Source organism: Brevibacterium sanguinis (assembly GCF_003315415.1).
Lineage (GTDB): Bacteria > Actinomycetota > Actinomycetes > Actinomycetales > Brevibacteriaceae > Brevibacterium > Brevibacterium celere_A.
In genome coordinates, this window is record NZ_QNSB01000005.1 from 318,082 (window position 1) to 339,731 (window position 21,650).

18 protein-coding genes are annotated in these 21,650 nt (G+C 69.9%); 7 read left to right on the forward strand and 11 right to left on the reverse strand.

Annotated features, from left to right (window positions below; genetic code table 11):
* Positions 1-21: 21 nt before the first annotated feature.
* Together sufB and DFO65_RS09690 are read right to left on the reverse strand one after the other, a co-directional pair.
* Complete coding sequence (gene sufB, locus DFO65_RS09685) at positions 22-1,452, reverse strand: Fe-S cluster assembly protein SufB (protein WP_113904206.1); 1,431 nt, start codon at positions 1,450-1,452, stop codon at positions 22-24.
* A complete protein-coding gene (locus DFO65_RS09690; protein WP_113904207.1) occupies positions 1,449-2,168 on the reverse strand; it encodes a helix-turn-helix transcriptional regulator in 720 nt (239 codons plus the stop codon). Before DFO65_RS09690 ends, sufB begins: the two co-directional genes overlap by 4 nt.
* A 104-nt stretch (positions 2,169-2,272) precedes the next feature.
* Between DFO65_RS09690 and DFO65_RS09695 the strand changes: the two genes are divergently transcribed.
* The 4 genes from DFO65_RS09695 to DFO65_RS09710 are packed head-to-tail and all read left to right on the forward strand — an operon-like array spanning position 2,273 to position 5,307.
* Positions 2,273-3,193: an ABC transporter ATP-binding protein gene (locus tag DFO65_RS09695; RefSeq protein WP_113904208.1), complete on the forward strand. Its 921-nt coding sequence runs from the start codon at positions 2,273-2,275 to the stop codon at positions 3,191-3,193.
* Entirely contained in the window at positions 3,190-3,969 is a 780-nt protein-coding gene (locus tag DFO65_RS09700) for an ABC transporter permease (protein WP_113904209.1), read from the forward strand. The genes DFO65_RS09695 and DFO65_RS09700 overlap by 4 nt, the downstream gene beginning before the upstream one ends.
* Before the next feature lie 8 nt (positions 3,970-3,977).
* The gene (locus tag DFO65_RS09705; RefSeq protein ID WP_245940594.1) at positions 3,978-4,880 is read left to right on the forward strand and encodes a COX15/CtaA family protein; all 903 of its coding nucleotides are present in this window, start codon (positions 3,978-3,980) and stop codon (positions 4,878-4,880) included.
* A complete protein-coding gene (locus DFO65_RS09710) occupies positions 4,843-5,307 on the forward strand; it encodes a VOC family protein (RefSeq protein ID WP_113904211.1) in 465 nt (154 codons plus the stop codon). The genes DFO65_RS09705 and DFO65_RS09710 overlap by 38 nt, the downstream gene beginning before the upstream one ends.
* Before the next feature lie 146 nt (positions 5,308-5,453).
* Here DFO65_RS09710 and DFO65_RS09715 read toward each other — a convergent pair whose 3' ends face one another.
* Entirely contained in the window at positions 5,454-6,440 is a 987-nt protein-coding gene (locus DFO65_RS09715; RefSeq protein WP_113904212.1) for a heme o synthase, read from the reverse strand.
* A gap of 128 nt (positions 6,441-6,568) precedes the next feature.
* Here DFO65_RS09715 and tkt point away from each other — a divergent pair, with 128 nt between their 5' ends.
* Genes tkt through DFO65_RS09730 form a run of 3 tightly spaced genes read left to right on the forward strand, consistent with a single transcriptional unit; the run spans position 6,569 to position 11,366 of the window.
* Positions 6,569-8,650: a transketolase gene (gene tkt, locus DFO65_RS09720; RefSeq protein ID WP_113904213.1), complete on the forward strand. Its 2,082-nt coding sequence runs from the start codon at positions 6,569-6,571 to the stop codon at positions 8,648-8,650.
* Positions 8,647-9,747, forward strand: coding sequence for a transaldolase (tal, locus tag DFO65_RS09725; RefSeq protein ID WP_113904214.1), 1,101 nt, complete (start codon positions 8,647-8,649; stop codon positions 9,745-9,747). The genes tkt and tal overlap by 4 nt, the downstream gene beginning before the upstream one ends.
* On the forward strand, positions 9,744-11,366 hold the full coding sequence (locus DFO65_RS09730) for a glucose-6-phosphate isomerase (protein ID WP_113904215.1): 1,623 nt from the start codon (positions 9,744-9,746) through the stop codon (positions 11,364-11,366). The genes tal and DFO65_RS09730 overlap by 4 nt, the downstream gene beginning before the upstream one ends.
* 145 nt (positions 11,367-11,511) lie before the next feature.
* Here the strand turns inward: DFO65_RS09730 and secG are convergent, their stop codons facing one another.
* The 8 genes from secG to uvrA all read right to left on the reverse strand — a co-directional run bounded on the left by secG (position 11,512) and on the right by uvrA (position 21,576).
* Positions 11,512-11,757 (reverse strand): preprotein translocase subunit SecG, encoded by a 246-nt coding sequence (secG, locus tag DFO65_RS09735; protein WP_113904216.1) that lies wholly within the window; start codon positions 11,755-11,757, stop codon positions 11,512-11,514.
* Positions 11,758-11,799: 42 nt separating this feature from the next.
* Positions 11,800-12,585, reverse strand: coding sequence for a triose-phosphate isomerase (gene tpiA, locus DFO65_RS09740; protein WP_181778682.1), 786 nt, complete (start codon positions 12,583-12,585; stop codon positions 11,800-11,802).
* 14 nt (positions 12,586-12,599) lie between these two features.
* Positions 12,600-13,805 (reverse strand): phosphoglycerate kinase, encoded by a 1,206-nt coding sequence (locus tag DFO65_RS09745; protein WP_113904218.1) that lies wholly within the window; start codon positions 13,803-13,805, stop codon positions 12,600-12,602.
* 48 nt (positions 13,806-13,853) lie between these two features.
* Positions 13,854-14,837 carry a DNA-binding protein WhiA gene (gene whiA, locus DFO65_RS09750; protein ID WP_113904219.1) on the reverse strand — a complete coding sequence of 328 codons (984 nt, stop codon included), beginning with the start codon at positions 14,835-14,837 and terminating at the stop codon, positions 13,854-13,856.
* A gap of 23 nt (positions 14,838-14,860) precedes the next feature.
* A complete protein-coding gene (locus tag DFO65_RS09755) occupies positions 14,861-15,856 on the reverse strand; it encodes a gluconeogenesis factor YvcK family protein (RefSeq protein ID WP_113904220.1) in 996 nt (331 codons plus the stop codon).
* A 1-nt stretch (position 15,857) separates the two neighbouring features.
* Complete coding sequence (gene rapZ, locus DFO65_RS09760; protein ID WP_113904221.1) at positions 15,858-16,754, reverse strand: RNase adapter RapZ; 897 nt, start codon at positions 16,752-16,754, stop codon at positions 15,858-15,860.
* An 87-nt stretch (positions 16,755-16,841) separates the two neighbouring features.
* Positions 16,842-18,698 carry an excinuclease ABC subunit UvrC gene (gene uvrC, locus DFO65_RS09765; RefSeq protein ID WP_113904222.1) on the reverse strand — a complete coding sequence of 619 codons (1,857 nt, stop codon included), beginning with the start codon at positions 18,696-18,698 and terminating at the stop codon, positions 16,842-16,844.
* Positions 18,691-21,576: an excinuclease ABC subunit UvrA gene (gene uvrA / locus DFO65_RS09770; protein WP_113904223.1), complete on the reverse strand. Its 2,886-nt coding sequence runs from the start codon at positions 21,574-21,576 to the stop codon at positions 18,691-18,693. Before uvrA ends, uvrC begins: the two co-directional genes overlap by 8 nt.
* Positions 21,577-21,650: the final 74 nt, after the last annotated feature.

Consider the following 21,650-nt stretch of genomic DNA (forward strand, 5'->3'; position numbering starts at 1 on the left):
CTTGGTCTCCCGCGGGCACGATCAGCCCACGGCCCCTTCCATCTGAAGTTCGATGAGGCGGTTGAGTTCGAGGGCGTACTCCATCGGGAGCTCGCGGGCGATCGGCTCGACGAATCCGCGCACGATCATCGCCATCGCCTCGGTCTCCTCGAGTCCGCGGCTCATCAGGTAGAAGAGCTGGTCCTCGCTCACCTTCGACACGGTGGCCTCGTGGCCCAGCGTCACATCGTCCTCGCGGATGTCGATGTAGGGGTAGGTGTCCGAGCGCGAGATGTTGTCGACGAGCAGGGCGTCGCAGAGCACGTTGTTCGACGATCCCTCGGCGCCCGGGTGGACGTGGACGAGTCCGCGGTAGCCGGCGCGGCCGCCGCCGCGGGCGACGGACTTCGACACGATCGAGGACTGCGTGTGCGGTGCGGCGTGGACCATCTTGGCACCGGTGTCCTGGTGCTGGCCCTCACCGGCGAACGCGACCGACAGCGTCTCGCCCTTGGCGTGCTCACCGGTCAGCCAGATCGCCGGGTACTTCATCGTCACCTTGGAGCCGATGTTGCCGTCGACCCATTCCATGGTCGCGCCCTCCTCGGCGATGGCGCGCTTGGTGACGAGGTTGTACACGTTGTTCGACCAGTTCTGGATCGTCGTGTAGCGGACGCGGGCGTCCTTCTTCGCGATGATCTCGACGACGGCCGAGTGCAGGGAGTCCGTCTTGTAGATCGGGGCGGTGCAGCCCTCGACGTAGTGGACGTAGGAGCCCTCGTCGGCGATGATCAGGGTCCGCTCGAACTGGCCCATGTTCTCGGTGTTGATCCGGAAGTAGGCCTGCAGCGGGATCTCCACATGGACGCCCTTGGGGACGTAGATGAACGAGCCGCCCGACCACACGGCGGTGTTGAGCGCCGAGAACTTGTTGTCGCCGGCGGGGATGACGGAGCCGAAGTACTCCTCGAAGATCTCCGGGTGCTCCTTGAGGCCGGTGTCGGTGTCGAGGAAGATGACACCCTGCTTCTCCAGCTCCTCGTTGATCTTGTGGTAGACGACCTCGGACTCGTACTGCGCGGCCACGCCGGCGACGAGGCGCTGCTTCTCGGCCTCGGGGATGCCGAGGCGGTCATAGGTGTTCTTGATGTCCTCGGGCAGGTCCTCCCACGAGGTGGCCTGGCCCTCGGTCGAGCGCACGAAGTACTTGATGTCGTCGAAGTTGATGCCGGTCAGGTCCGCGCCCCAACCCGGCATCGGCTTCTTGCCGAACAGCTTGAGCGCCTTGAGCCGGCGCTGCAGCATCCATTCCGGCTCGTCCTTGAGGGCCGAGATGTTGCGCACGACGTCCTCGGACAGACCACGGGCGGCCAGCGCCCCCGCGTCGTTCTTGTCGTGCCAACCGTAAGCGTACTGTCCGAGGTCTTTGAGCTCGGGGTTCGCCTCGATGATCGGATTGCTGGTGTCAGTCATCGTGAACCTCCTTGAGGTCGATCGTTGCTGTGGATGAGGGGGCGGGTGAGTTCCGAGGTCGGAATGTGGGTCGTGCAGACGTGGTCGCCGTGCGCCAGGGACGACAGGCGGCGCACGTCGACGCCCAGGTACTCCGAGAACATCGCGAGCTCTGCTTCGCAGATCTCGGGGAACTCGGCGGCGACCGCTTGGATCGGGCAGTGCCCTTGGCACAGCTGCATCGCCTCGAGCGGGGTCCCGGCGGCCACCGGTGTCGCCGAGGCGGCGTACCCCTCCCGTGTCAGCGCCGCGGCCAGGGCCCGGGACCGGGAGGCCACGGTGGCGCCTCCCCGTCGGTCGAGCTCCGGCCCCAGCCGGTCGCGGAGCTTCGCGACCAGGTCTGCGCTGAAGTCGTCGATCGCGTCCGCCCCGACCTTCCTCTGCATGTAGCGGAGGATGTCGAGGGCCAGACGATCGTAGGAATGGCTGAGCTCGCCGTGCCCGCGCGACGTCACCACGTAGTGCCGCGCCGGTCGGCCGCGGCCCGCCTGCTTGCCGGCGAGCTCGCGGACCTCGATGAGGCCCTCGCTCTCCAGCGCGTCCAGGTGGCGACGGATCGCCGCCGGGGTCAGGTCGAGGCCCTTCGCCAGAGCCGATGCGGTGATGGGTCCGTCGTCGAGCACGGAGCGGAAGACCTTCTGCCGTGTCCGGCTCTCTTCCGTGTCATGCGCTGCCATTTCCCACCTCCTTGACTAACACAACAATATTGTTGCGTAAATTGTTTCGTAAAACGAGGTAAGCCTAACTCCGCGCCCGTTTCGACGGCGCGTAGAATGGTGGGGTGTCAGAACCCGCCCTCTCCATCCGCGGACTCCGCTACTCGTACGGAGCGCATGAGGTCGTCGACGGAATCGATCTGCAGGCCCGTGCCGGTTCCCTCCTCGCCGTCCTCGGCCCCAACGGCGCCGGGAAGTCGACGACGATCTCCCTGGCGGTGGGCACCCGCGCCCCCGATGCGGGCGAGGTGCGCATCTTCGGCCTCGATCCGTGGCGCGACCATGAGCGGACCTCGCTCCTGACCGGGGTCATGCTCCAGGAGGGCGGGCTGCCGATGAGCGCGAAGCCGCGCTCCGTCCTCACCCACCTCGCCTCTCTCTACCCGGACCCCGTGCCGGTGTCCGAGCTCGCCGGGCCCCTGGGCATCGACGAGTTCGCCGACCGCTCGATCCGCCGCCTCTCGGGCGGCCAGCGGCAGCGGGTGGCGCTCGCGGCCGCGCTCATCGGTCGGCCCCGCCTCGTCTTCCTCGACGAGCCCTGCGCCGGCCTCGACCCGCAGTCTCGCGCCGTCGTCCACTCCTTCATCCGGGAGCTGCGCGAGAAGGGCGTGGCCCTCGTGCTCACGACCCATGACCTCGCCGAGGCGGAGGAGCTCGCCGACGAGGTCGTCGTCATCGACCGCGGCCGGGTCATCGCCCACGGCGCCCCCGAGCAGCTGCGCGGGACGAACCCGGAGAGCAGGCGGCTCGTCATCGGGCTCGCCCCCCTCGGGCCGCCCCCCGAGCTGCTCGCGGCGCTCGACGCCATCGCGCCCACGGCGGCCGGCGATGCGCGCGTCGTCGTCTCCGGTCCGCTGACGAGCGGGCAGATCGCGGCCCTGTGCACGCGGATCGCCGAGGCGGGCCTCGAGATCACCGACATCGAGCTGCAGGCGCAGTCGCTGTCGGACGTGTTCTTCGACCTCACCGGGAGGCCGCTGCGATGACCGTCCTCGACCTGACGACAGCCGTCGCCGGCACGGGAGCCCGGATGCGCCTGCGGCGCGTGCTCGCCCAGACGCGCTTCGAGACGCTCGCGGTGCTCCGCAACGGGGAGCAGCTGCTGCTCTCCCTCGTCCTGCCGCTGGGGATGCTCGTCGTCCTCGCCCGCACTCCCCTGCTCGAGGCCCTCGGGATGATCGCACCGGGAACCGATCCGCTCACCTTCGCCCTGCCCGCGGCCCTGAGCCTGTGCCTGGCGTCGACGGCGTTCACCGGGCAGGCGATCGCCACGGCCTTCGACCGCCGCTACGGGGTGCTCCGGCAGCTCGCGACGACACCGCTGGGCACGAGCGGGCTCATCCTCGGCAAGCTCGGCGCCGTCGTGGTCGTCGTGCTCATCCAGTTCGCCCTGGCGTTCGCCATCGCCGTCGTCCTCGGCCTCTCCGCCGCCGTCGACGTGCCCGCGCTCGTCCTCGCGACCGTGCTCGGCACCGCCGCCTTCCTCTCCCTCGGACTGCTGCTGGCGGGCACCGTGCGCGCCGAGGCGACCCTGGCCGGGGCCAACCTCCTGTGGGTGCTCATGGCCGGGGCCGGCGGTCTCGTCCTCGCCCATCCGGGCGAATGGGGCACCGTCGTGTCCTACCTGCCGTCGGGAGCCCTCGGCGACGCGATGCGCGCCGCCGTGGGATCCGGCACCATCGACATCACCGCACTGATCGTGCTCCTCGTGTGGGGGCTCGCCGGAACCGCCGCCGCGCGCAGATGGTTCCGATTCGAATGAGGAGAGAAGTGGTCACCACCAAGATCCGCATCGCCGCCTGGGCCATGCTCATCGCCCAGGCCGGAATCATCTTCACCGGCGGAATCGTCCGGCTCACCGGCTCGGGGCTCGGCTGCTCCGACTGGCCGAAGTGCACTCCCGACTCCCTCGTCGCGACCGAGGAGATGGGCATCCACGGGGCCATCGAGTTCGGCAACCGGCTGCTCGCCGTGGGCCTGGCCCTCCTCGGCGTGGTCATCATGATCATGCTGTGGAAGGGCCGGAAGGCGCGCCCGGACCTGTTCTGGCTCAACGTCGGCCTCGTCGCCATCGTCCCCGTCCAGGCCGTCGTCGGCGGCATCACGGTGTGGACCAAGCTCAACCCCTGGGTCGTCGCCGGGCACTTCGTGCCCTCGGCGATCGCCGTCGGGGTCGCCGCCTACTTCGTCCGCCGCACCTACGACACGGGGGTGCGCACCGGCCGGAGGGCGCCGCAACCGCTGCCGGCGCTCGGCTGGATCATCCTCGGCCTCACCGCGATCATCGTCGTCTTCGGGGTGCTCACCACCGGCGCGGGCCCGCACTCGGGGTCGACGATGTCGACGCGCAACGGGCTCGACAACGTCCTCATCACCCGCGCCCACGCGGTGCCGGTCTGGCTGCTCGTGGCGACGACCATCGGCGCCCTCGTCGTCGCGGCCCGTCGGCGGTGGCAGCCGATGATGCGGCCGCTGCAGGTCCTCCTCGTCATCGAGATCCTCCAGGGGCTCATCGGCTACGTCCAGTACTTCCTCGGCGTCCCGATCGTCCTCGTGGCCTTCCACATGATCGGTCTCTCGGCTACCATCGCGGCAAGCGTCGCGGTCTGCGACAGCGCATACCCGAGGAGCACCCATGCCGACACCGATCGTCGGGTGCCTGTGGTTCGCTGACAGCGCCGAGGAGGCCATGGAGTTCTACTGCTCCGTGTTCCCGAACTCGCGCATCGTCTCCATCGAGAGATATCCCGATGCCTCCCTCGACGAGCACTTCGAGGGGATGGAGGGCAGGGTCCTCTCCGGCGTCTTCGAGCTCGACGGCAGCCGCTTCGTCTGCCTCGACGGCGGTCCCGCCTTCACCTTCAACGAGGCGATCTCCCTGACCGTCGAATGCGCGGATCAGGCCGAGATCGATCATTACTGGTCGGCGCTGTCGGCCTCACCCGAGCACGAGCAGTGCGGCTGGCTCAAGGATCGCTTCGGGGTCAGCTGGCAGATCGTGCCGGAGAACCTCGGCGAGCTGATGACCGGGGACGCTCAGATCAGGGCGCTGATGGGAATGAAGAAGATCGTCATCGCCGACCTCGTGGGCGCCGGCTGAGCGCGGTCGGGCGCACACGATCATGACGGCCCGCCGACGACCGCGACCCGGAAGTGCAGATGCGCGGCATTCGTGCCGCGCGTACGCACTTCCGGGTCGCGGTATCCGTTCAGAGGCCGCGTGCCGTCAGCGCACGCGGCGGGCGGTCACCAGACGCCGGGGATGAGCTGGTCGACGAACGGGTCGATCGCGACGGCGAGGAACAGCACGGACAGGTACGTGATCGAGCCGTGGAAGACGCGCATCGCCCGCAGCGAGGTCCCGTCGAGGCCCTTCTTCGCGCGGGACACCAGGGCGTAGCACGAGAGCAGGAACCAGGCGCCGGCGACGACGGCGGTGATCGTGTACACCGGGCCCATCGGGGCGACCGGGATGAGCGCGAGCGAGCAGAGGATCATCGCCCACGTGTAGAGGATCATCTGCCGGCCCACCGAGGTCGGCGGGACCTTCGAGGGCAACATCGGGACGTCGGCGGCGTCGTAGTCGGCCTTGTACTTGATCGCCAGCGGCCAGTAGTGCGGCGGCGTCCAGAAGAAGATGACGAGGAAGAGCAGGAGAGCCTCCCACGACAGGGATCCGGTCACCGCCGACCATCCGATGAGCACCGGCATGCAGCCCGCGGCCCCGCCCCAGACGATGTTCTGGGTGGTCCGGCGCTTGAGCACGAGTGTGTAGAAGACGGCGTAGAGCAGGATCGCGCACGCGGTCAGGCCCGCGGCGACCCAGTTGGTGAAGCCGCCGAGCCAGAAGATCGAGCCGATCCCGAGGCTGAAGGCGAAGATCAGGGCCGCGCGCGGGCTGATCTCGCCGGTGACGAGGGGTCGGTGCTTGGTCCGCTCCATCTTCGCGTCGATGTCGCGGTCGACGTAGCAGTTGAACACCGACGCCGAGGCGGCCGCCGCGGCTCCGCCGATGAGCGTGGCGATGACGAGCCAGATGCTCGGCAGGCCGTCCGCGGCGAGGAACATCACGGGGGCGGTGGTGACGAGCAGGAGCTCGATGACCCGGGGCTTCGTCAGTGCGATGTAGGCCCCGATGATCGACCGGGGCCGTCTGGAGTGCCTCTCCTCATCGATCGTCCTCTGCAGAGGTCGTTCGCTCTGCGCGGCGGGGGTCTGACGAAGTTCACTCACGCCCCCGATTCTACCCTCTGTCGAAGTTTTCGCCAGTCGGTGCCCGGCCGTGTCCGGCACCCGGCACGGTAGAGTTTGAGTGCAAGCTTCACAGTGCAGAAGACCCGAACGAAGGATCGCCACGCCTCATGACAACCCTGTCCTGGACCGAACTCGACGACCGCGCTGTCGACACCGCCCGCCTCCTCGCCGCTGATGCCGTCCAGAAGGCCGGTCACGGGCATCCGGGAACGGCGATGAGCCTGGCTCCCGTCGCGTACTACCTCTACCAGCACGGCCTCCACCACGATCCCTCCGATCCGACCTGGATCGGCCGCGACCGCTTCGTCCTCTCCTGCGGGCACAGCTCGCTCACCCAGTACGTCCAGCTCTACCTCGCCGGCTTCGGCCTCGAGCTCGACGACCTCAAGGCGCTGCGGACCTGGGGCTCCCTGACCCCCGGCCACCCCGAGGTCGGGCACACCGCCGGCGTCGAGATCACGACGGGCCCGCTGGGCTCCGGCCTCGCCTCGGCGGTGGGCATGGCGATGGCCGCCCGCCGCGAACGCGGGCTCTTCGACCCCGATGCCGCGCCCGGCACCTCCCCCTTCGACCATCAGATCGTCGTCCTCGCCTCCGACGGCGACCTCGAGGAGGGAGTCTCGGGCGAGGCCTCGTCCCTGGCCGGTACCCAGGAGCTCGGCAACCTCACGGTGATCTGGGACGACAACCGGATCTCGATCGAGGACGACACCTCGATCGCCTTCGCCGAGGATGTCGCCGCCCGCTACGCCGCCTACGGCTGGCACGTCCAGCACGTCGACTTCACCGCCGGTGACGAGTACACCGAGGACATCGAGGCCCTCCACGCCGCCCTCGAGGCCTCCCGCGAGGATCCGCGCCCCTCGTTCATCCGCCTGTCGACGATCATCGCGTGGCCCGCCCCCAACGCCCGCAACACCGGTGCCGCCCATGGGGCGGCCCTCGGCGAGGACGAGGTCCGGGCGACGAAGGAGCTGCTCGGCTTCGACCCCGAGGCGACCTTCGCCGTAGAGCCCGAGGTCCTCGAGCACACCCGCGCCGTCCGCGACCGCGGAGCGGCGGCCCATGCCGAGTGGAACGAGTCCTACCGGGCGTGGCGCGAGGCGAATCCGGAGGCCGTCGAGCTGTTCGACCGTCTCGCCGAGCGCCGGCTGCCCGACGGCCTCGACGAGCTGCTGCCGGTGTTCGAGCCCAGTGAGAAGGGCATCGCGACGCGCGCGGCCTCGGGTCAGGTGCTCAACGCGATCGCCGGCGCCATGCCGGAGCTGTGGGGCGGGTCCGCCGACCTCGCGGGATCGAACAACACGCTGATCAAGGGCGAGCCGAGCTTCCTGCCCGCCCACCGCTCCTCGTCGACCTTCGCCGGTCACGAGTACGGTCGCAACATCCACTTCGGCGTCCGCGAGTTCTCCGCGGGCCTCATCTGCAACGGCATCGCCCTGCACGGGAACACCCGCCCCTACAACGGCACGTTCCTCGTCTTCAGCGACTACCAGCGCCCGGCCGTGCGGCTGGCCGCCCTCCAGCAGCTGCCGACCCTGTTCGTGTGGACCCACGACTCGATCGGCCTCGGCGAGGACGGTCCGACCCACCAGCCGATCGAGCACCTCTCCGCCCTCCGGGCCATCCCCGGCCTCGACGTGGTCCGCCCCGCGGATGCGAATGAGACCGCGATCGTGTGGCGGAAGGTCCTCGACCGCGCCGACGGCCCCAGCGGCCTCGTCCTCACCCGGCAGGCCGTGCCGGTCCTCGACCGGGAGCGGTTCGCGCCGGCCGCCGAGGCGGCCCGCGGCGGCTACGTCCTCTGGGACACGTCCGCGGACCCCGAGGTCGCACTCATCGCCAGCGGATCCGAGGTCGCGATCGCGGTCGCCGCGGCCGAGCAGCTCCAGGCGGCGGGCACCGCGGCGCGCGTCGTGTCGATGCCGTGCCAGGAGTGGTTCGACGCCCAGCCGGCCGAGTACCGGGAATCCGTGCTCCCGCGGGACCTGCGGGCGCGGGTGAGCGTCGAGGCCGCCTCGGCGATGAGCTGGCACAAGTACCTCGGGGACGCGGGCCGGGCGGTGTCGATCGAGCACTTCGGCGCCTCGGCGGACTACGCGACCCTCTACGAGAAGTTCGGGATCACCCCCGCCGCGGTCGTCTCCGCGGCGCAGGAGTCCCTGTCGACGGCAGAGGTGGGAGCATGAGCAGCGGACTGCAGCAGCTGAAGGACCACGGAGTCTCGATCTGGCTCGACGACCTCTCGCGGCCGCGCCTCGAATCCGGCGGGCTCGCGGCGATGATCGAGACGTCCCACGTCACCGGGGTGACGACGAACCCGACGATCTTCGCCACCGCGATCGCCGGCGACGGCTACACCGACACCCTCCACGACCTCAAGGTCCGGGGAGTCGGCGTCGACGAGGCCATCGAGGAGCTGACGACCGCCGACGTCGCCGAGGCGGCCCGGCTGTTCCGCGGCGTCCACGAGGCCACGGACGGGGTCGACGGCCGGGTCTCGATCGAGGTCGCTCCCCCGCTGGCCCACGACGCGGCCGCGACGACGGCCAGCGCGAGGGCGCTGTGGGAGAAGGTCGGGGAGCCCAACGCGCTCATCAAGATCCCGGCCACCGAGGCGGGTCTGACCGCGATCGCCGAGACGATCGGCGCGGGCATCAGCGTCAACGTCACCCTCATCTTCTCCCTCACCCGCTACCGGCACGTCGTCGAGGCGTACCTGCAGGGGCTGGAGAAGGCCCGGGCCGCGGGACACGACCTCAGCCGCATCCAGTCGGTGGCCTCCGTGTTCGTCTCCCGCGTCGACTCGGAGATCGATCAGCGCCTCGACGCGATCGACGATCCGGCCGCGGCGAAGCTCAAGGGCAGGGCGGGGGTCGCCAACTGCGTCCTCGCCCACGAGATCCACTCCCAGCTGTTCACCTCGGAGCGGTTCCGGGTCCTCGAACTCGCCGGAGCCGCCCCGCAGCGCCTCCTGTGGGCCTCGACGGGGGTGAAGAACCCCGACTACCCGGACACGCACTACGTGTCCTCGCTCGTGGCCCCGAACACCGTGAACACGATGCCCGAGGCGACGCTCACCGCCTTCGCCGACCACGGTGAGGTGACGCGGGAGATCTCCCCCGACGACTACCGCGCCGCCGACGAGGTCTTCGACGCCCTCGCCCGGCTCGGCATCGACTACGCCGAGGTCATGGACCTGCTCGAGGTCCAGGGGCTCGAGAAGTTCGACGCGAGCTGGACAGAGCTCCAGGCGACCGTCGCGACGGCACTGGAGGAATCATGAGAGTCCGGCTGAGCGTCCCCGTCCAGGAGGAGTTCGACGCCGAGCTCGCGCGGCTCCTCGACGCCCATGTGCCCGCGAGGCTCGCGGCCGCCGATCCCTCCCTGTGGCCGGCCGGCTCCGAGGCCGCCCAGCGCCTCGGCTGGGTCGACCTCCCCCACCGCGCGGAGGAGCTGCTCACCCGCATCGAGTCGCTGCGGGCCACGCTCGAGGAGCAGGGCCTGCGGTCGATCACCCTGACCGGGATGGGCGGGTCCTCGCTCGCCCCCGAGGTGATGGCCGAGGCCGCCGGAGTGCGTCTGGAGATCGTCGACTCGACCGATCCCAACCAGGTCATCGAGGCGATCGGCACCGACCTCGCCCACACCGTCCTCGTCGTCGCCTCCAAGTCCGGGACGACGATCGAGACCGATGCGATCCGCCGCGCGTTCGCCCACGCCTTCGCGGCCGCGGGGATCGACCCGGCGACGCGGATGATCGCGATCACCGACCCCGGGACCGAGCTCGACCGGCTCGCCGCCGAGGAGGGGTTCCTGGCGACCTTCCACGCCGATGCGACCGTCGGCGGCCGGTTCAGCGCCCTCTCCGCGTTCGGACTCGTGCCGGCCGGTCTCGCCGGGGTCGACGTCCGGGCGATCGTCGCCGAGGCGGCGGCCGCGAGCCCGACGCTCGAATCCGACGACGCGGACAATCCCGCGCTGCGCTTCGGCACGTGGCTCTCCGTCGCCCATGCGCGGGCCACGGAGAAGCTCGTCCTCGCCGAGACCTCTCCGGCCCTGACGGGGCTGCGGAGGTGGATCGAGCAGCTCATCGCCGAGTCCCTGGGCAAGGACGGGCAGGGAATCCTCCCCGTCGTCGTCGACGGCACCGACGACGTCGGATTCGCCGACGCCCGGGCCGACGCCCTCCTCTGCGCCCTCGGCCCGGCGGCCGAGTTCACCGCACCCTCGGGCTTCCACGCCGTCATCGACGGCAGCCTCGGCGAGCTCTTCCTGTTCTGGGAGCACGCGACGGCCATCGCCGGCTACGGCATCGGCGTCGACCCCTTCGACCAGCCCGACGTCGAGGCCGCGAAGTCCCATGCGCGGACCGTGCTCTCCGCCGGCGGCGGGACCGAGGACGAGGAGCCGGCGTTCCGCGAGGGCCACGTCGAGGTCTTCGGGGACGTCGGTGAGGCCCGCGACCTCGTCTCCGCGCTCGACGGTCTCTTCTCCGAGGTCGACGAGTACGGCTACGTCGGGGTCCAGGCGTTCCTCGACCGGATCGCCGAGGCGCATGCCGAGTCGCTGCGGCCCCTCGTCTCCCTCCACGCCGGGGTGCAGGCGACGTTCGGCTTCGGCCCCCGGTACCTCCACTCGACCGGCCAGTACCACAAGGGAGGCCATGCCAATGGTGTGTTCCTCCAGATCACGGCCGCCGCCCGCACCGAGCTGCTCGTGCCCGGACGGCCGTACGGGTTCAGCGTCCTGCAGAGGGCGCAGGCGCTCGGCGACGCCGCGGCGCTGACCGAGAAGGGCAGGAGGGTGCTGCGCGTCCATCTGCTCGACCGGTCGCAGGGCCTCGAGCAGCTGAGGGCCGCGATCGAGGCGGTCGAGCCCCGCCACCACTACGGCGTCGACTGAGCCCGTCCGCGGACGGCCGCGCGGTCGTCCGCGGACGTGGATGTCACAGGGCCCCTGCCGTACGGCAGGGGCCCTGTGAGTGTCTCGGTGCCCGGGTGGGGCGGTGCTCAGCCTCTCATCGGCCGATGCCCGGCCGCGCCGGTGCTCAGGCGCTGAAGCGGGTGAGCAGGCCGAGGAGGACGATGCTCGCTCCCCAGATGACGGCCATCAGGGTCGTGAACCTGTTGAGGTTGCGCTCGGCGACTCCCGACGAGCCCAGCGAGGAGGACATCCCGCCGCCGAACATGTCCGACATGCCTCCGCCCTTGCCCTTGTGCATGAGGATGAGGAGGGTCAGGAAGATGCTCGTGATGACGAGCACCACGATGAGAATGATGTTGAGGATTTCCACGTCGAGATCAACCTATGTTTCGTCAGGGGGTTTACTGGCAGTCTACTTGCCGACGGCGGCCTTGCACAAAGCGGCGAAGTCGGGGCCGCTGAGGCTGGCCCCGCCGACCAGCGCCCCGTCGACGTCGGCGGCGGCGACGATCTCGGCGACGTTGTCGGTCTTGACCGACCCGCCGTAGAGGATCCGGGTTCCCGCCGCCACCGCGTCTCCGTACCGCTCGGCCAGGCGGCCGCGGATCGCCGCGGCCATCTCGGCGGCGTCGGCGGCCGTCGCCGTCTCCCCGGTGCCGATCGCCCAGACGGGTTCGTAGGCGATGACGAGGCCGGTGAGGTCGGTGGCCTCGATCCCGGCCAGCGACTCCTCGAGCTGCCCCAGGGTGAAGTCGACGTGCCGACCCTCCCGGCGCTCGGCCAGGGATTCGCCCACGCAGAGGATCGGGGTGAGGTCATGGCCGAGCGCGGCCCTGAGCTTGGCCGCGACGACCTCGTTCGTCTCGTGGTTGTCGGCCCGCCTCTCACTGTGCCCGACGACGACGTAGGCGCAGCCGAGCCGCGCGAGGAAGCTCGCGGCGATCTCACCCGTGTGCGCGCCGGGCTCGTGGCGGGAGACGTCCTGGGCGCCGTACCGCAGCCACAGCTTGTCGCCCTGGACGAGCGTCTGCACGGACCGCAGGTCGGTGAAGGGCGGGATGACGACGACCTCGCACGAGCTGTCGTCGAGTTTCGCGTCCTCGAGCGCCCACGCGAGCTTCTGCACGGTGGCGATCGCCTCGAGATGGTCGTGGTTCATCTTCCAGTTGCCCGCGAGCAGCAGGGTCCGGTCGCTCATCGTCGTCCTCGTCCTCATCCCAGTGCCACCAGTCCGGGCAGCGTCTTGCCCTCGAGGTACTCGAGGCTCGCGCCGCCCCCCGTGGAGATGTGCCCGAAGTCGTCGTCGGAGAAGCCCAGCGCCCGCACGGCGGCCGCGGAGTCCCCTCCCCCGACGACGGTGAGCCGATCGTCGGCGGCGGTGAGGGCAGAGGCGACGGTCTTCGTTCCCTCCGCGAAGGCGGGGAACTCGAACACGCCCATGGGGCCGTTCCAGAACACGGTCGCGGAGTCCTCGATCACCTGGGCATAGGAGGCGGCGGTGACGGGACCGATGTCGAGGCCGAGTGCCGCGGTTCCCGCGGGCGTCGTCTCGAGGGCGTCGACCGGGCACACCCAGTGCTCGGCGTCGGCGGAGAAGGAGGCGGCCATGACGATGTCGCTGGGCAGGTGGATCGTCGCACCCCCGTCCTCCGCGCGCCGCAGGTAGTCCCTGACGTCGTCGATCCGGTCGGACTCGACGAGGCTCGAGCCGATGTCGTGGCCGAGGGCCGCGAGGAAGGTGAAGACCATCCCGCCGCCGATGAGCAGGTGGTCGGCGCGGTCGATGAGGTTGTCGATGACCCCGAGCTTGTCGGAGACCTTCGACCCACCGAGGACGACGCTGAAGGGGCGGCGGGGCGAGTTGAGGAGACGGTCGCTGACCTCGACCTCGGCCCTGACGAGGGAGCCGGCGTAGTGCGGCAGCAGGGCGGCGATGTCGAACACGGAGGCCTGCTTGCGGTGGACGACCCCGAACCCGTCGGAGACGAAGACCTCGGCCAGCGCGGCGAGCTCGGCGGCGAAGGACTGGCGCTCGGCATCGTCCTTGGACGTCTCCCCCGGGTTGAACCTGAGGTTCTCCAGCAGGAGGACCTCCCCGTCGGTGAGTGCCCGGGCCTTCGCCTGCGCGTCCTCGCCGACGGTGTCGGAGGCGAAGGCCACCTCGCGCCCGATCGCGGCGGCGAGTTCGCCGGCGACGGGAGCAAGCGAGTACCGCGGGTCGGGCTCGCCCTTGGGCCGGCCGAGGTGGGACATGACGATGACCCGGGCGCCCGCCTCGGCGAGTTCCCTGATCGTGCCCGCGGAGGCCAGGATCCGGCCCTTGTCGGTGATCGTCGTCCCGTCCATCGGGACGTTGAGGTCGCTGCGGACCAGGACGGTGCGGTCCGCGAATTCCTGCGGGTCGGAGTATGTCCTCATGAGGGCCTTTCGACTGTGGGTGGAGTGAGGCGGGCTCTGGCGTCGATCTTAGCGATCTTCGAGCATCTCCGGGGTCAGACTGGCTTCGGTTCCCGGGATTCCCAGTTCCTCGGCGCGCTTGTCGGCCGTCGACAGGAGCCGGCGGATCCGCCCGGCGACGGCGTCCTTCGTCATCGGCGGGTCGGCGAGCTGGCCGAGCTCCTCGAGGGAGGCCTGCTTGTGGGTCACCCGCAGCTGGCCGGCGTAGCGCAGATGCTCGGGGACGTCGGGGCCGAGGATCTCCAGCGCCCGCTCGACCCGGGCCCCGGCGGCGACCGCGGCGCGGGCCGAGCGGCGCAGGTTCGCGTCGTCGAAGTTCGCCAGCCGGTTCGCCGTCGCCCTGACCTCCCGGCGCATCCGCCGCTCCTCCCACACGAGGACGGCGCTGTGCGAGCCCATCCGGGTGAGCAGGGCGGCGATGTCGTCTCCGTCGCGGATGACGACCCGGTCGACCCCGCGGACCTCACGGGCCTTGGCGCTGAGTCCCAGACGGCGGGCGGCGCCGACGAGGGCCAGCGCGGCCTCGGGCCCGGGGCAGGTGACCTCGAGGGCGGCGGAGCGTCCGGGCTCGGTGAGCGATCCGTGGGCGAGGAAGGCCCCGCGCCAGGCCGCCTCGGCGTCGGCGACGGAGCCGTTGACGATCGCCGAGGGCAGTCCGCGCACGGGCCGTCCCCGGTTGTCGACGAGGCCGGTCTGCCGGGCCAGGGCCGCCCCGTCGCGGGTGACGCGCAGCAGGTAGCGGTTGGACCGCCGGATCCCGGCGGCGTTGATGACGACGATGTCGGCGAACTGCCCGTAGAGCTCCTTGATCTCGCTGCGCAGCCGCTTGGCGGCCTGCGCGGTGTCGAGCTCGGCCTCGAGCACGATGGACCCGTTGACGAGGTGGAGCGCGGAGGAGAAGCGGAAGATCGCGGAGACCTCGGCCTTCCGGGCGGAGGTGCGGGTGATCGTCACCCGCGCCAACTCATCCTTGACCTGAGCGGTCAATGCCATTGTTCGTCCTCCTGACACTCTTCCTACCACTGCTCATCGACGTCGATCCCGGCGTCGATCAACATGTCACGGTAGCACGCCGCGAGTTTGAGGCTGTCGTGCTGACCCGCCCGCCTCGAGCTCAGCGGCCGGACCCACAGCTTGGCGCTGAACATGTCCTCCGCGCGGGCGGCGAGGTCCGGTTCCGCGCGGACGGCCGCCTCATCGACGAGGACGTAGTCGAGGACGAGGCGGGGGGCGTGCCGGTGGAGGGAGACGAGGTGCTCGCCGAGGCTGAGGTCGCGGGTCTCTCCGTCGCTCGAGCCGAGGTTGAGGGTGAGGGATTTCACCGCCGCGGACCGTTCGATCGCCTGCGCCAGGGAGGGGACGAGGAGGTGCGGCATGACCGAGGTGTACCACGAGCCGGGACCGAGGTTGAGGACGTCGGACTCGGCGACGGCCTCGACGGTCTCATAGCGGGCCGGCGGGGCGGCGGGGTCGAGACGGACGGATTCGACGTGCCCGCGGGTCGAGGCGAGCACCGACTGTCCGCGCACCACCTGGAAGGAGTCGGCGAAGCGGACGTCGGCCTCGATCGTCAGCGGCACCGAGGACATCGGCAGCACCCGCCCGTGGGCGCGCAGGAGCTTCGCCATCCAGTCGAGTCCGGCGACGTGGTCGCCGTGGATCTGCCACAGCGCGGCGATGAGCAGGTTGCCCACCGAGTGCCCGTTGAGGTCGCCGGTGGACGCGAAGCGGTGCTGGATGACGTCGCGCCAGGTCCGGCCCCAGTTCCCGTCGTCGCACAGCGCGGCCAGCGCCATCCGCAGGTCCCCGGGCGGCAGTCCGCCGAGTTCGTCGCGCAGTCGGCCCGAGGAGCCCCCGTCGTCGGCGACGGTGACCACCGCGGTGAGCGACTCGGTGAGCAGCCGGAAGGCGCGCAGCGCCGCGTAGAGCCCGTGGCCGCCGCCGAAGGACACGATCTTGGGTCCCTTGTCCTTGACGGCCGGGGAGATCTGCGGGAGATCCTCGGTCTTCATCTCATTCCCTTCCCAGGTCGCGGTGGCGCACCGAGACCGGGATCCCGGTCTTCGCGGCGAGGGCCTTGGCGATTCGCTCGCTGATCGCCACCGAGCGGTGCTTGCCGCCTGTGCAGCCGATCCCGATGAGAGCGTAGCCGCGGCCCTCGCGGAGGTAGCCCTGGGCGACGACGTCGAGGGTCTCGGTGTAGCGCTCGATGAACTCCTCGGCGCCGTTCTGGCCGAGCACGAAGTCGGACACCGCGGAGTCGAGGCCGTTGTGCCCACGCAGGTGGGAGATCCAGTACGGGTTGGGGAGGAATCGGACGTCGGCGACGTGGTCGGCGTCCTTCGGCAGCCCGTACTTGAAGCCGAAGCTCATCACGGTCAGGCGCAGCAGGGGGACGTCCTCGGTCGCGAAGCGACGCCGCACCTCGGTGGTCAGCTGGTGGACGTTGAGGTCGGAGGTGTCGATGATGATGTCGGCGCGCCGCTTGAGCGACTGCATCGAGTTCCGCTCCGCCTCGATCCCCTCGAGCAGGGTGCCGTCGCCCTGCAGGGGGTGGGGCCGGCGGACCGATTCGAAGCGCCGGACGAGCACCTCGTCGGAGGCGTCGAGGAAGAGCACGCGCAGGGACAGGCCCTGGTCGAGGAAGTCGGTGATCGTCGTCTCGAGCTCACCGTACTTCGCCCGCCCCTTCGAGTCGGTGACGATCGCGATCTTCGGCAGCGCACCCTCCGCACGGGCGACGAGCTCGACGAGCGGGCGCATCATCTGGGGAGGCAGGTTGTCGACGACGTACCAGTCCATGTCCTCGAGGACGTTCGCCACCGAGGTGCGTCCGGCTCCCGACATCCCGGTGACGAGCACGACCTCGACCGAATGCTCGGATCCGTTCGCCTCTGCCTGTGCGTTCACACGTCCTCCTCGGCCCTGCTGCGGGTCATCGTTGTGCTCCCTACTCTATTGCAGTCCGACCCGTGCCCTGCAGTCGGGCAGGGTGCCTCACTCCAGGGCGGCGGCGATCTTCTCGGCCAGCGCCGGTCCGATCCCCCGGACCTCGCACAGCTCCTCGACGCTCGCCTCCCGCACCTTCCGCACGGAGCCGAAGTGCCGCAGCAGAGCGCTGCGCTTGGACTCGCCGAGGCCGGGGATGTCGTCGAGGACCGACGAGGTCATCGCCTTCGCCCGCTTCGACCGGTGGTAGGTGATCGCGAAGCGGTGGGCCTCGTCGCGCAGCCGCTGCATGAGGAAGAGCCCCTCCGAGTTGCGCGGAAGGATGACGGGGAACGGGTCGTCGGGGATCCACACCTCCTCGAGCCGCTTGGCGAGCCCGACAACCGAGATGTCGACGATCCCGAGGTCGGACAGGGCCCGGGTGGCGGCAGCGACCTGCGGGGCCGCGCCGTCGACGACGAGGAGACTCGGCCGGTACCCGAAGCGCTCGTCGGGCTCTGCGTCCCCGAGCGTCTCGAGGTAGCGGGAGAACCGGCGGGACACGACGTCGTACATCGAGGCGGTGTCGTCGGCGGCCGCCTCCCCGTGGATCGCGAAGTGCCGGTAGTCGCGCTTCTTCGCCAGTCCGTCCTCGAAGACGACGAGGCTGGCGACGACGTTCGACCCCTGGGTGTGCGAGATGTCGATGCACTCGATGCGCAGCGGCGCCTCGGGCAGGCCGAGGTGCTCCTGGATCTCCCTGAGCGCGGTGCTGCGCGTGGTGAGGTCGGAGGATCGCTTGAGCTTGTGCTGGAGCAGCGCCTCCTTGGCGTTCTTCGCGACGGTCTCGAGCACCGCCTTCTTCTCCCCTCGCTCGGGCACACGGACGGTGACCTTGGCCCCGCGCTGCCCGCTCAGCCATCCCTCGAGCGACTCGAGGTCGGCGGGGACGGTGTCGACGAGGATCTCGCGCGGAATCGCCTCGGCGTCGAGTCCCGTGTATGCCTGTCTCAGGTAGTCGGTGGTGAGCTGGGCCGGGGTGTGGTCGTCGGAGCGTTCGATGATCCATCCCCGCTGGCCCCTGATCCGTCCCTGGCGGACGTGGAAGACCTGGACGGAGGCCTCGAGCTCCTCGGTGACGAGGGCGAAGACGTCGCAGTCGGCGCTGACGGAGAGGACCACCGCGGACTTGTCGAGGACTTTCTGCAGGGCCGTGATCTCGTCGCGCAGCCTCGCCGCACGCTCGTAGTCGAGTTCGGCGGCAGCCGCCGCCATCTCCTTCTGACGGTGGCTGATGAACCGCCCGGTGCTGCCGGACATGAAGTCGGCGACGTTGCGGGCGAGCTGCCGATGCTCCTCGACGCCGATCTGGCCGACGCAGGGCGCGGCGCACTTGTCGATGTAGCCGAGCAGGCAGGGTCTGCCGCTGCGCTCGGCGCGACGGTACACGCCGGGGGTGCAGGTGCGCATGGGGAACGCCTTGAGGAGCAGGTCGAGGGTGTCCCGGATCGCCCACACCTGGGCGAAGGGGCCGAAGTACTTGACGCCCTTGCGCCTCTTCCCGCGGGTGATGAAGGCGCGCGGGACCTCGTCGTTCATCGTGATCGCGAGGTAGGGGTAGGACTTGTCGTCGCGGAACATGACGTTGAACCGCGGGTTGAACTCGTTGATCCACGTCCACTCGAGCTGCAGCGCCTCGACCTCGGTGTCGACGACGGTCCATTCCACCGAGGCCGCGGTGTGGACCATCGTCGAGGTCCGCGGGTGCAGCAGGGCCGGGTTCGCGAAGTACGAGTTGAGCCGGTTGCGGAGGTTCTTCGCCTTGCCGACGTAGATGACCCGGCGGTCGGGGTCGCGGAACCGGTAGACCCCGGCCGAGGTCGGGATCGTCCCCGTCGCGGGCCGATAGCTCGCCGGATCAGCCATGGACGCTCTCCCGTTCGAGCATCTCGGCCAGGAACCGTCCGGTGTGGCTCCTCGGGTTGTCGGCTACCTCCTCCGGGGTCCCCTGGGCGACGATCTGCCCGCCCCCGCGCCCGCCTTCGGGGCCGAGGTCGATGACGTGGTCGGCATTGGCGATGACGTCGAGGTTGTGCTCGATGACGATGACGGTGTTGCCCTTGTCGACGAGTCCCTGGAGGACGTGGAGGAGCTTCGAGATGTCCTCGAAGTGCAGACCCGTCGTCGGTTCGTCGAGCACGTAGACGGTGCGACCGCGGGAGCGCTTCTGCAGCTCCGCGGCGAGCTTCACCCGCTGCGCCTCACCGCCGGACAGGGTCGTCGCCGGCTGGCCCAGGCGCACGTAGCCGAGCCCGACGTCGACGAGCGTCCTCAGGTGCCGGGAAATGGCGGGGATGGCGGCGAAGAAGTCCGCGGCCTCCTCGATCGGCATCTCGAGCACCTCGGCGATGGTCCTGCCCTTGAACGTCACTTCGAGGGTCTCCCGGTTGTACCGGGCCCCGCCGCACACCTCGCAGGGGACGTAGACGTCGGGGAGGAAGTTCATCTCGATCTTGATCGTGCCGTCGCCCGAGCAGTTCTCGCAGCGCCCGCCCTTGACGTTGAAGGAGAACCGGCCGGGCTGGTAGCCGCGGACCTTCGCCGATTCCGTCTCCGCGAACAGGCGGCGGACATGGTCGAACACGCCGGTGTACGTGGCCGGGTTCGACCGGGGGGTGCGACCGATCGGCGACTGGTCGACGTGGACGACCTTGTCGAGGTTGTCGAGCCCGGTCACCCGCTTGTGTCGCCCCGGCACCCGGGAGGCGCCGTTGAGGACGTTGGCCATCTGCGTGTAGAGGATCTCGTTGACCAAGGTCGACTTGCCGGAGCCGGACACCCCGGTGACCGCGGTGAGGACGCCGAGCGGGAACGACACGGTGACGTCGCGCAGGTTGTTCTCGCTCGCCTTCTCCACCGTGACGAGCCGGTCCCGGTCGACGGGGCGCCTCGTCGAGGGGATCCGGATCGCGCGGCGTCCCGCGAGGTAGGCTCCGGTGATCGAGCGGTCGGCCTCGCGCAGCCCGGGCACGGGTCCGGAGTAGATGACCTCTCCCCCGTGCTCGCCGGCCCCGGGTCCGATGTCGACGATCCAGTCCGCCGAGGCGATCGTGTCCTCGTCGTGCTCGACGACGATGAGCGTGTTGCCGAGGTCGCGGAGCTTGATGAGCGTGTCGATGAGGCGCCGGTTGTCGCGCTGGTGGAGGCCGATCGAGGGCTCGTCGAGGACGTAGAGGACGCCGACGAGCCCGGAGCCGATCTGGGTGGCGAGGCGGATCCGCTGGGCCTCACCGCCGGAGAGGGTGCCGGCGGCCCGGTTGAGGCTGAGGTACTCGAGACCGACGTCGAGGAGGAACCCGAGGCGGGCGTTGATCTCCTTCATCACCTGCGCGGCCACGGCGGCGTCCCGTCCGGTCAGCTCCATCGACCCGAGGAACTCGGCGGCCTCGTCGAGGGCGAGCTCGGCCACCTCGGCGATGGACCGGCCCCCGACCTTGACGGCCAGGGCCTCCGGCTTGAGGCGCGTGCCCTGGCAGCTCGCACACGGGATCTCGCGCATGTAGGACTCGTAGCGCTCCCGGGACCAGTCGGACTCGGTCTCCTCGTGCTTGCGCTGGATGTACTGGTAGACGCCCTCGAAGCCCGTCGAGTAGGTGCGCTCGCGCCCGAACCGGTTCTTGTACTTGACGTGGACCTCGTAGTCCTTGCCGGTGAGGATCGCGGTGCGCTGGGCGGCCGTGAGGTCCTTCCAGGAGGTCTTCAGGTCGAAGCCGAGCTCGTTGCCGAGGCCGGTGAGCAGGCGGTTGAAGTACTTCGAGACCTGCTTGCCCCCGGACCACGGGGCGATCGCGCCCTCGCCGAGGCTGAGGTCCTCGTCGGGGACGACGAGGCTCTCGTCGACCTGGAGCCGGGTGCCGATGCCGTCGCAGGTCGGGCAGGCGCCGAACGGGGAGTTGAAGGAGAAGGTGCGGGGTTCGATCTCGTCGACGGTGAGCGGGTGCTCGTTGGGGCACGACATGTGCTCGGAGAACGTGCGGACCAGGCCGTGATCGACGAGGTCGACGTCGATCCGGCCGTCGGAGAGCCCGAGCGCGGTCTCCACGGAGTCCGTCAGCCGCGGCCGCATCCCCGGCTTCGCGACGAGGCGATCGACGACGACGGAGATCGTGTGCTTGTACTTCTTGTCGAGCTGCGGGGGTTCGCTGAGGCTGATCTGCTCGCCGTCGACGATCGCGCGGGAGAAGCCCTTCGACTGGAGGTCGGTGAAGAGGTCGACGAACTCGCCCTTGCGGGCGCGCACGACGGGGGCGAGGACGAGGAACTTCGTCCGCTCCTCGAGTTCGAGCAGCTGGTCGACGATCTGCTGGGGCGTCTGCTTCGTGATGACCTCGCCGCAGATCGGGCAGTGCGGGACCCCGATGCGGGCCCAGAGCAGGCGGAGGAAGTCGTAGACCTCGGTGATCGTGCCGACGGTCGAGCGCGGGTTGCGCGAGGTCGACTTCTGGTCGATCGACACCGCCGGGGACAGCCCTTCGATGAAGTCGACGTCGGGCTTGTCCATCTGCCCGAGGAACATCCGCGCGTACGAGGACAGCGATTCGACGTAGCGCCGCTGCCCCTCGGCGAAGATCGTGTCGAAGGCCAGCGAGGACTTCCCGGAGCCCGACAGTCCCGTGAAGACGACCATGGAGTCGCGGGGCAGGGCGATCTCCACGTTCTTGAGATTGTGGGCGCGTGCACCCTTGACCCACAGGGTGTCGAGATGGGACACGCCTGCCGATCGCTGATCACTGTTGGTTTTCATCACCCGTCCACTGTATTACGCGGGTCTGACACGAGCGGTCCTCGCCCGACCCGACTGCCACGTGCGGGGACCGG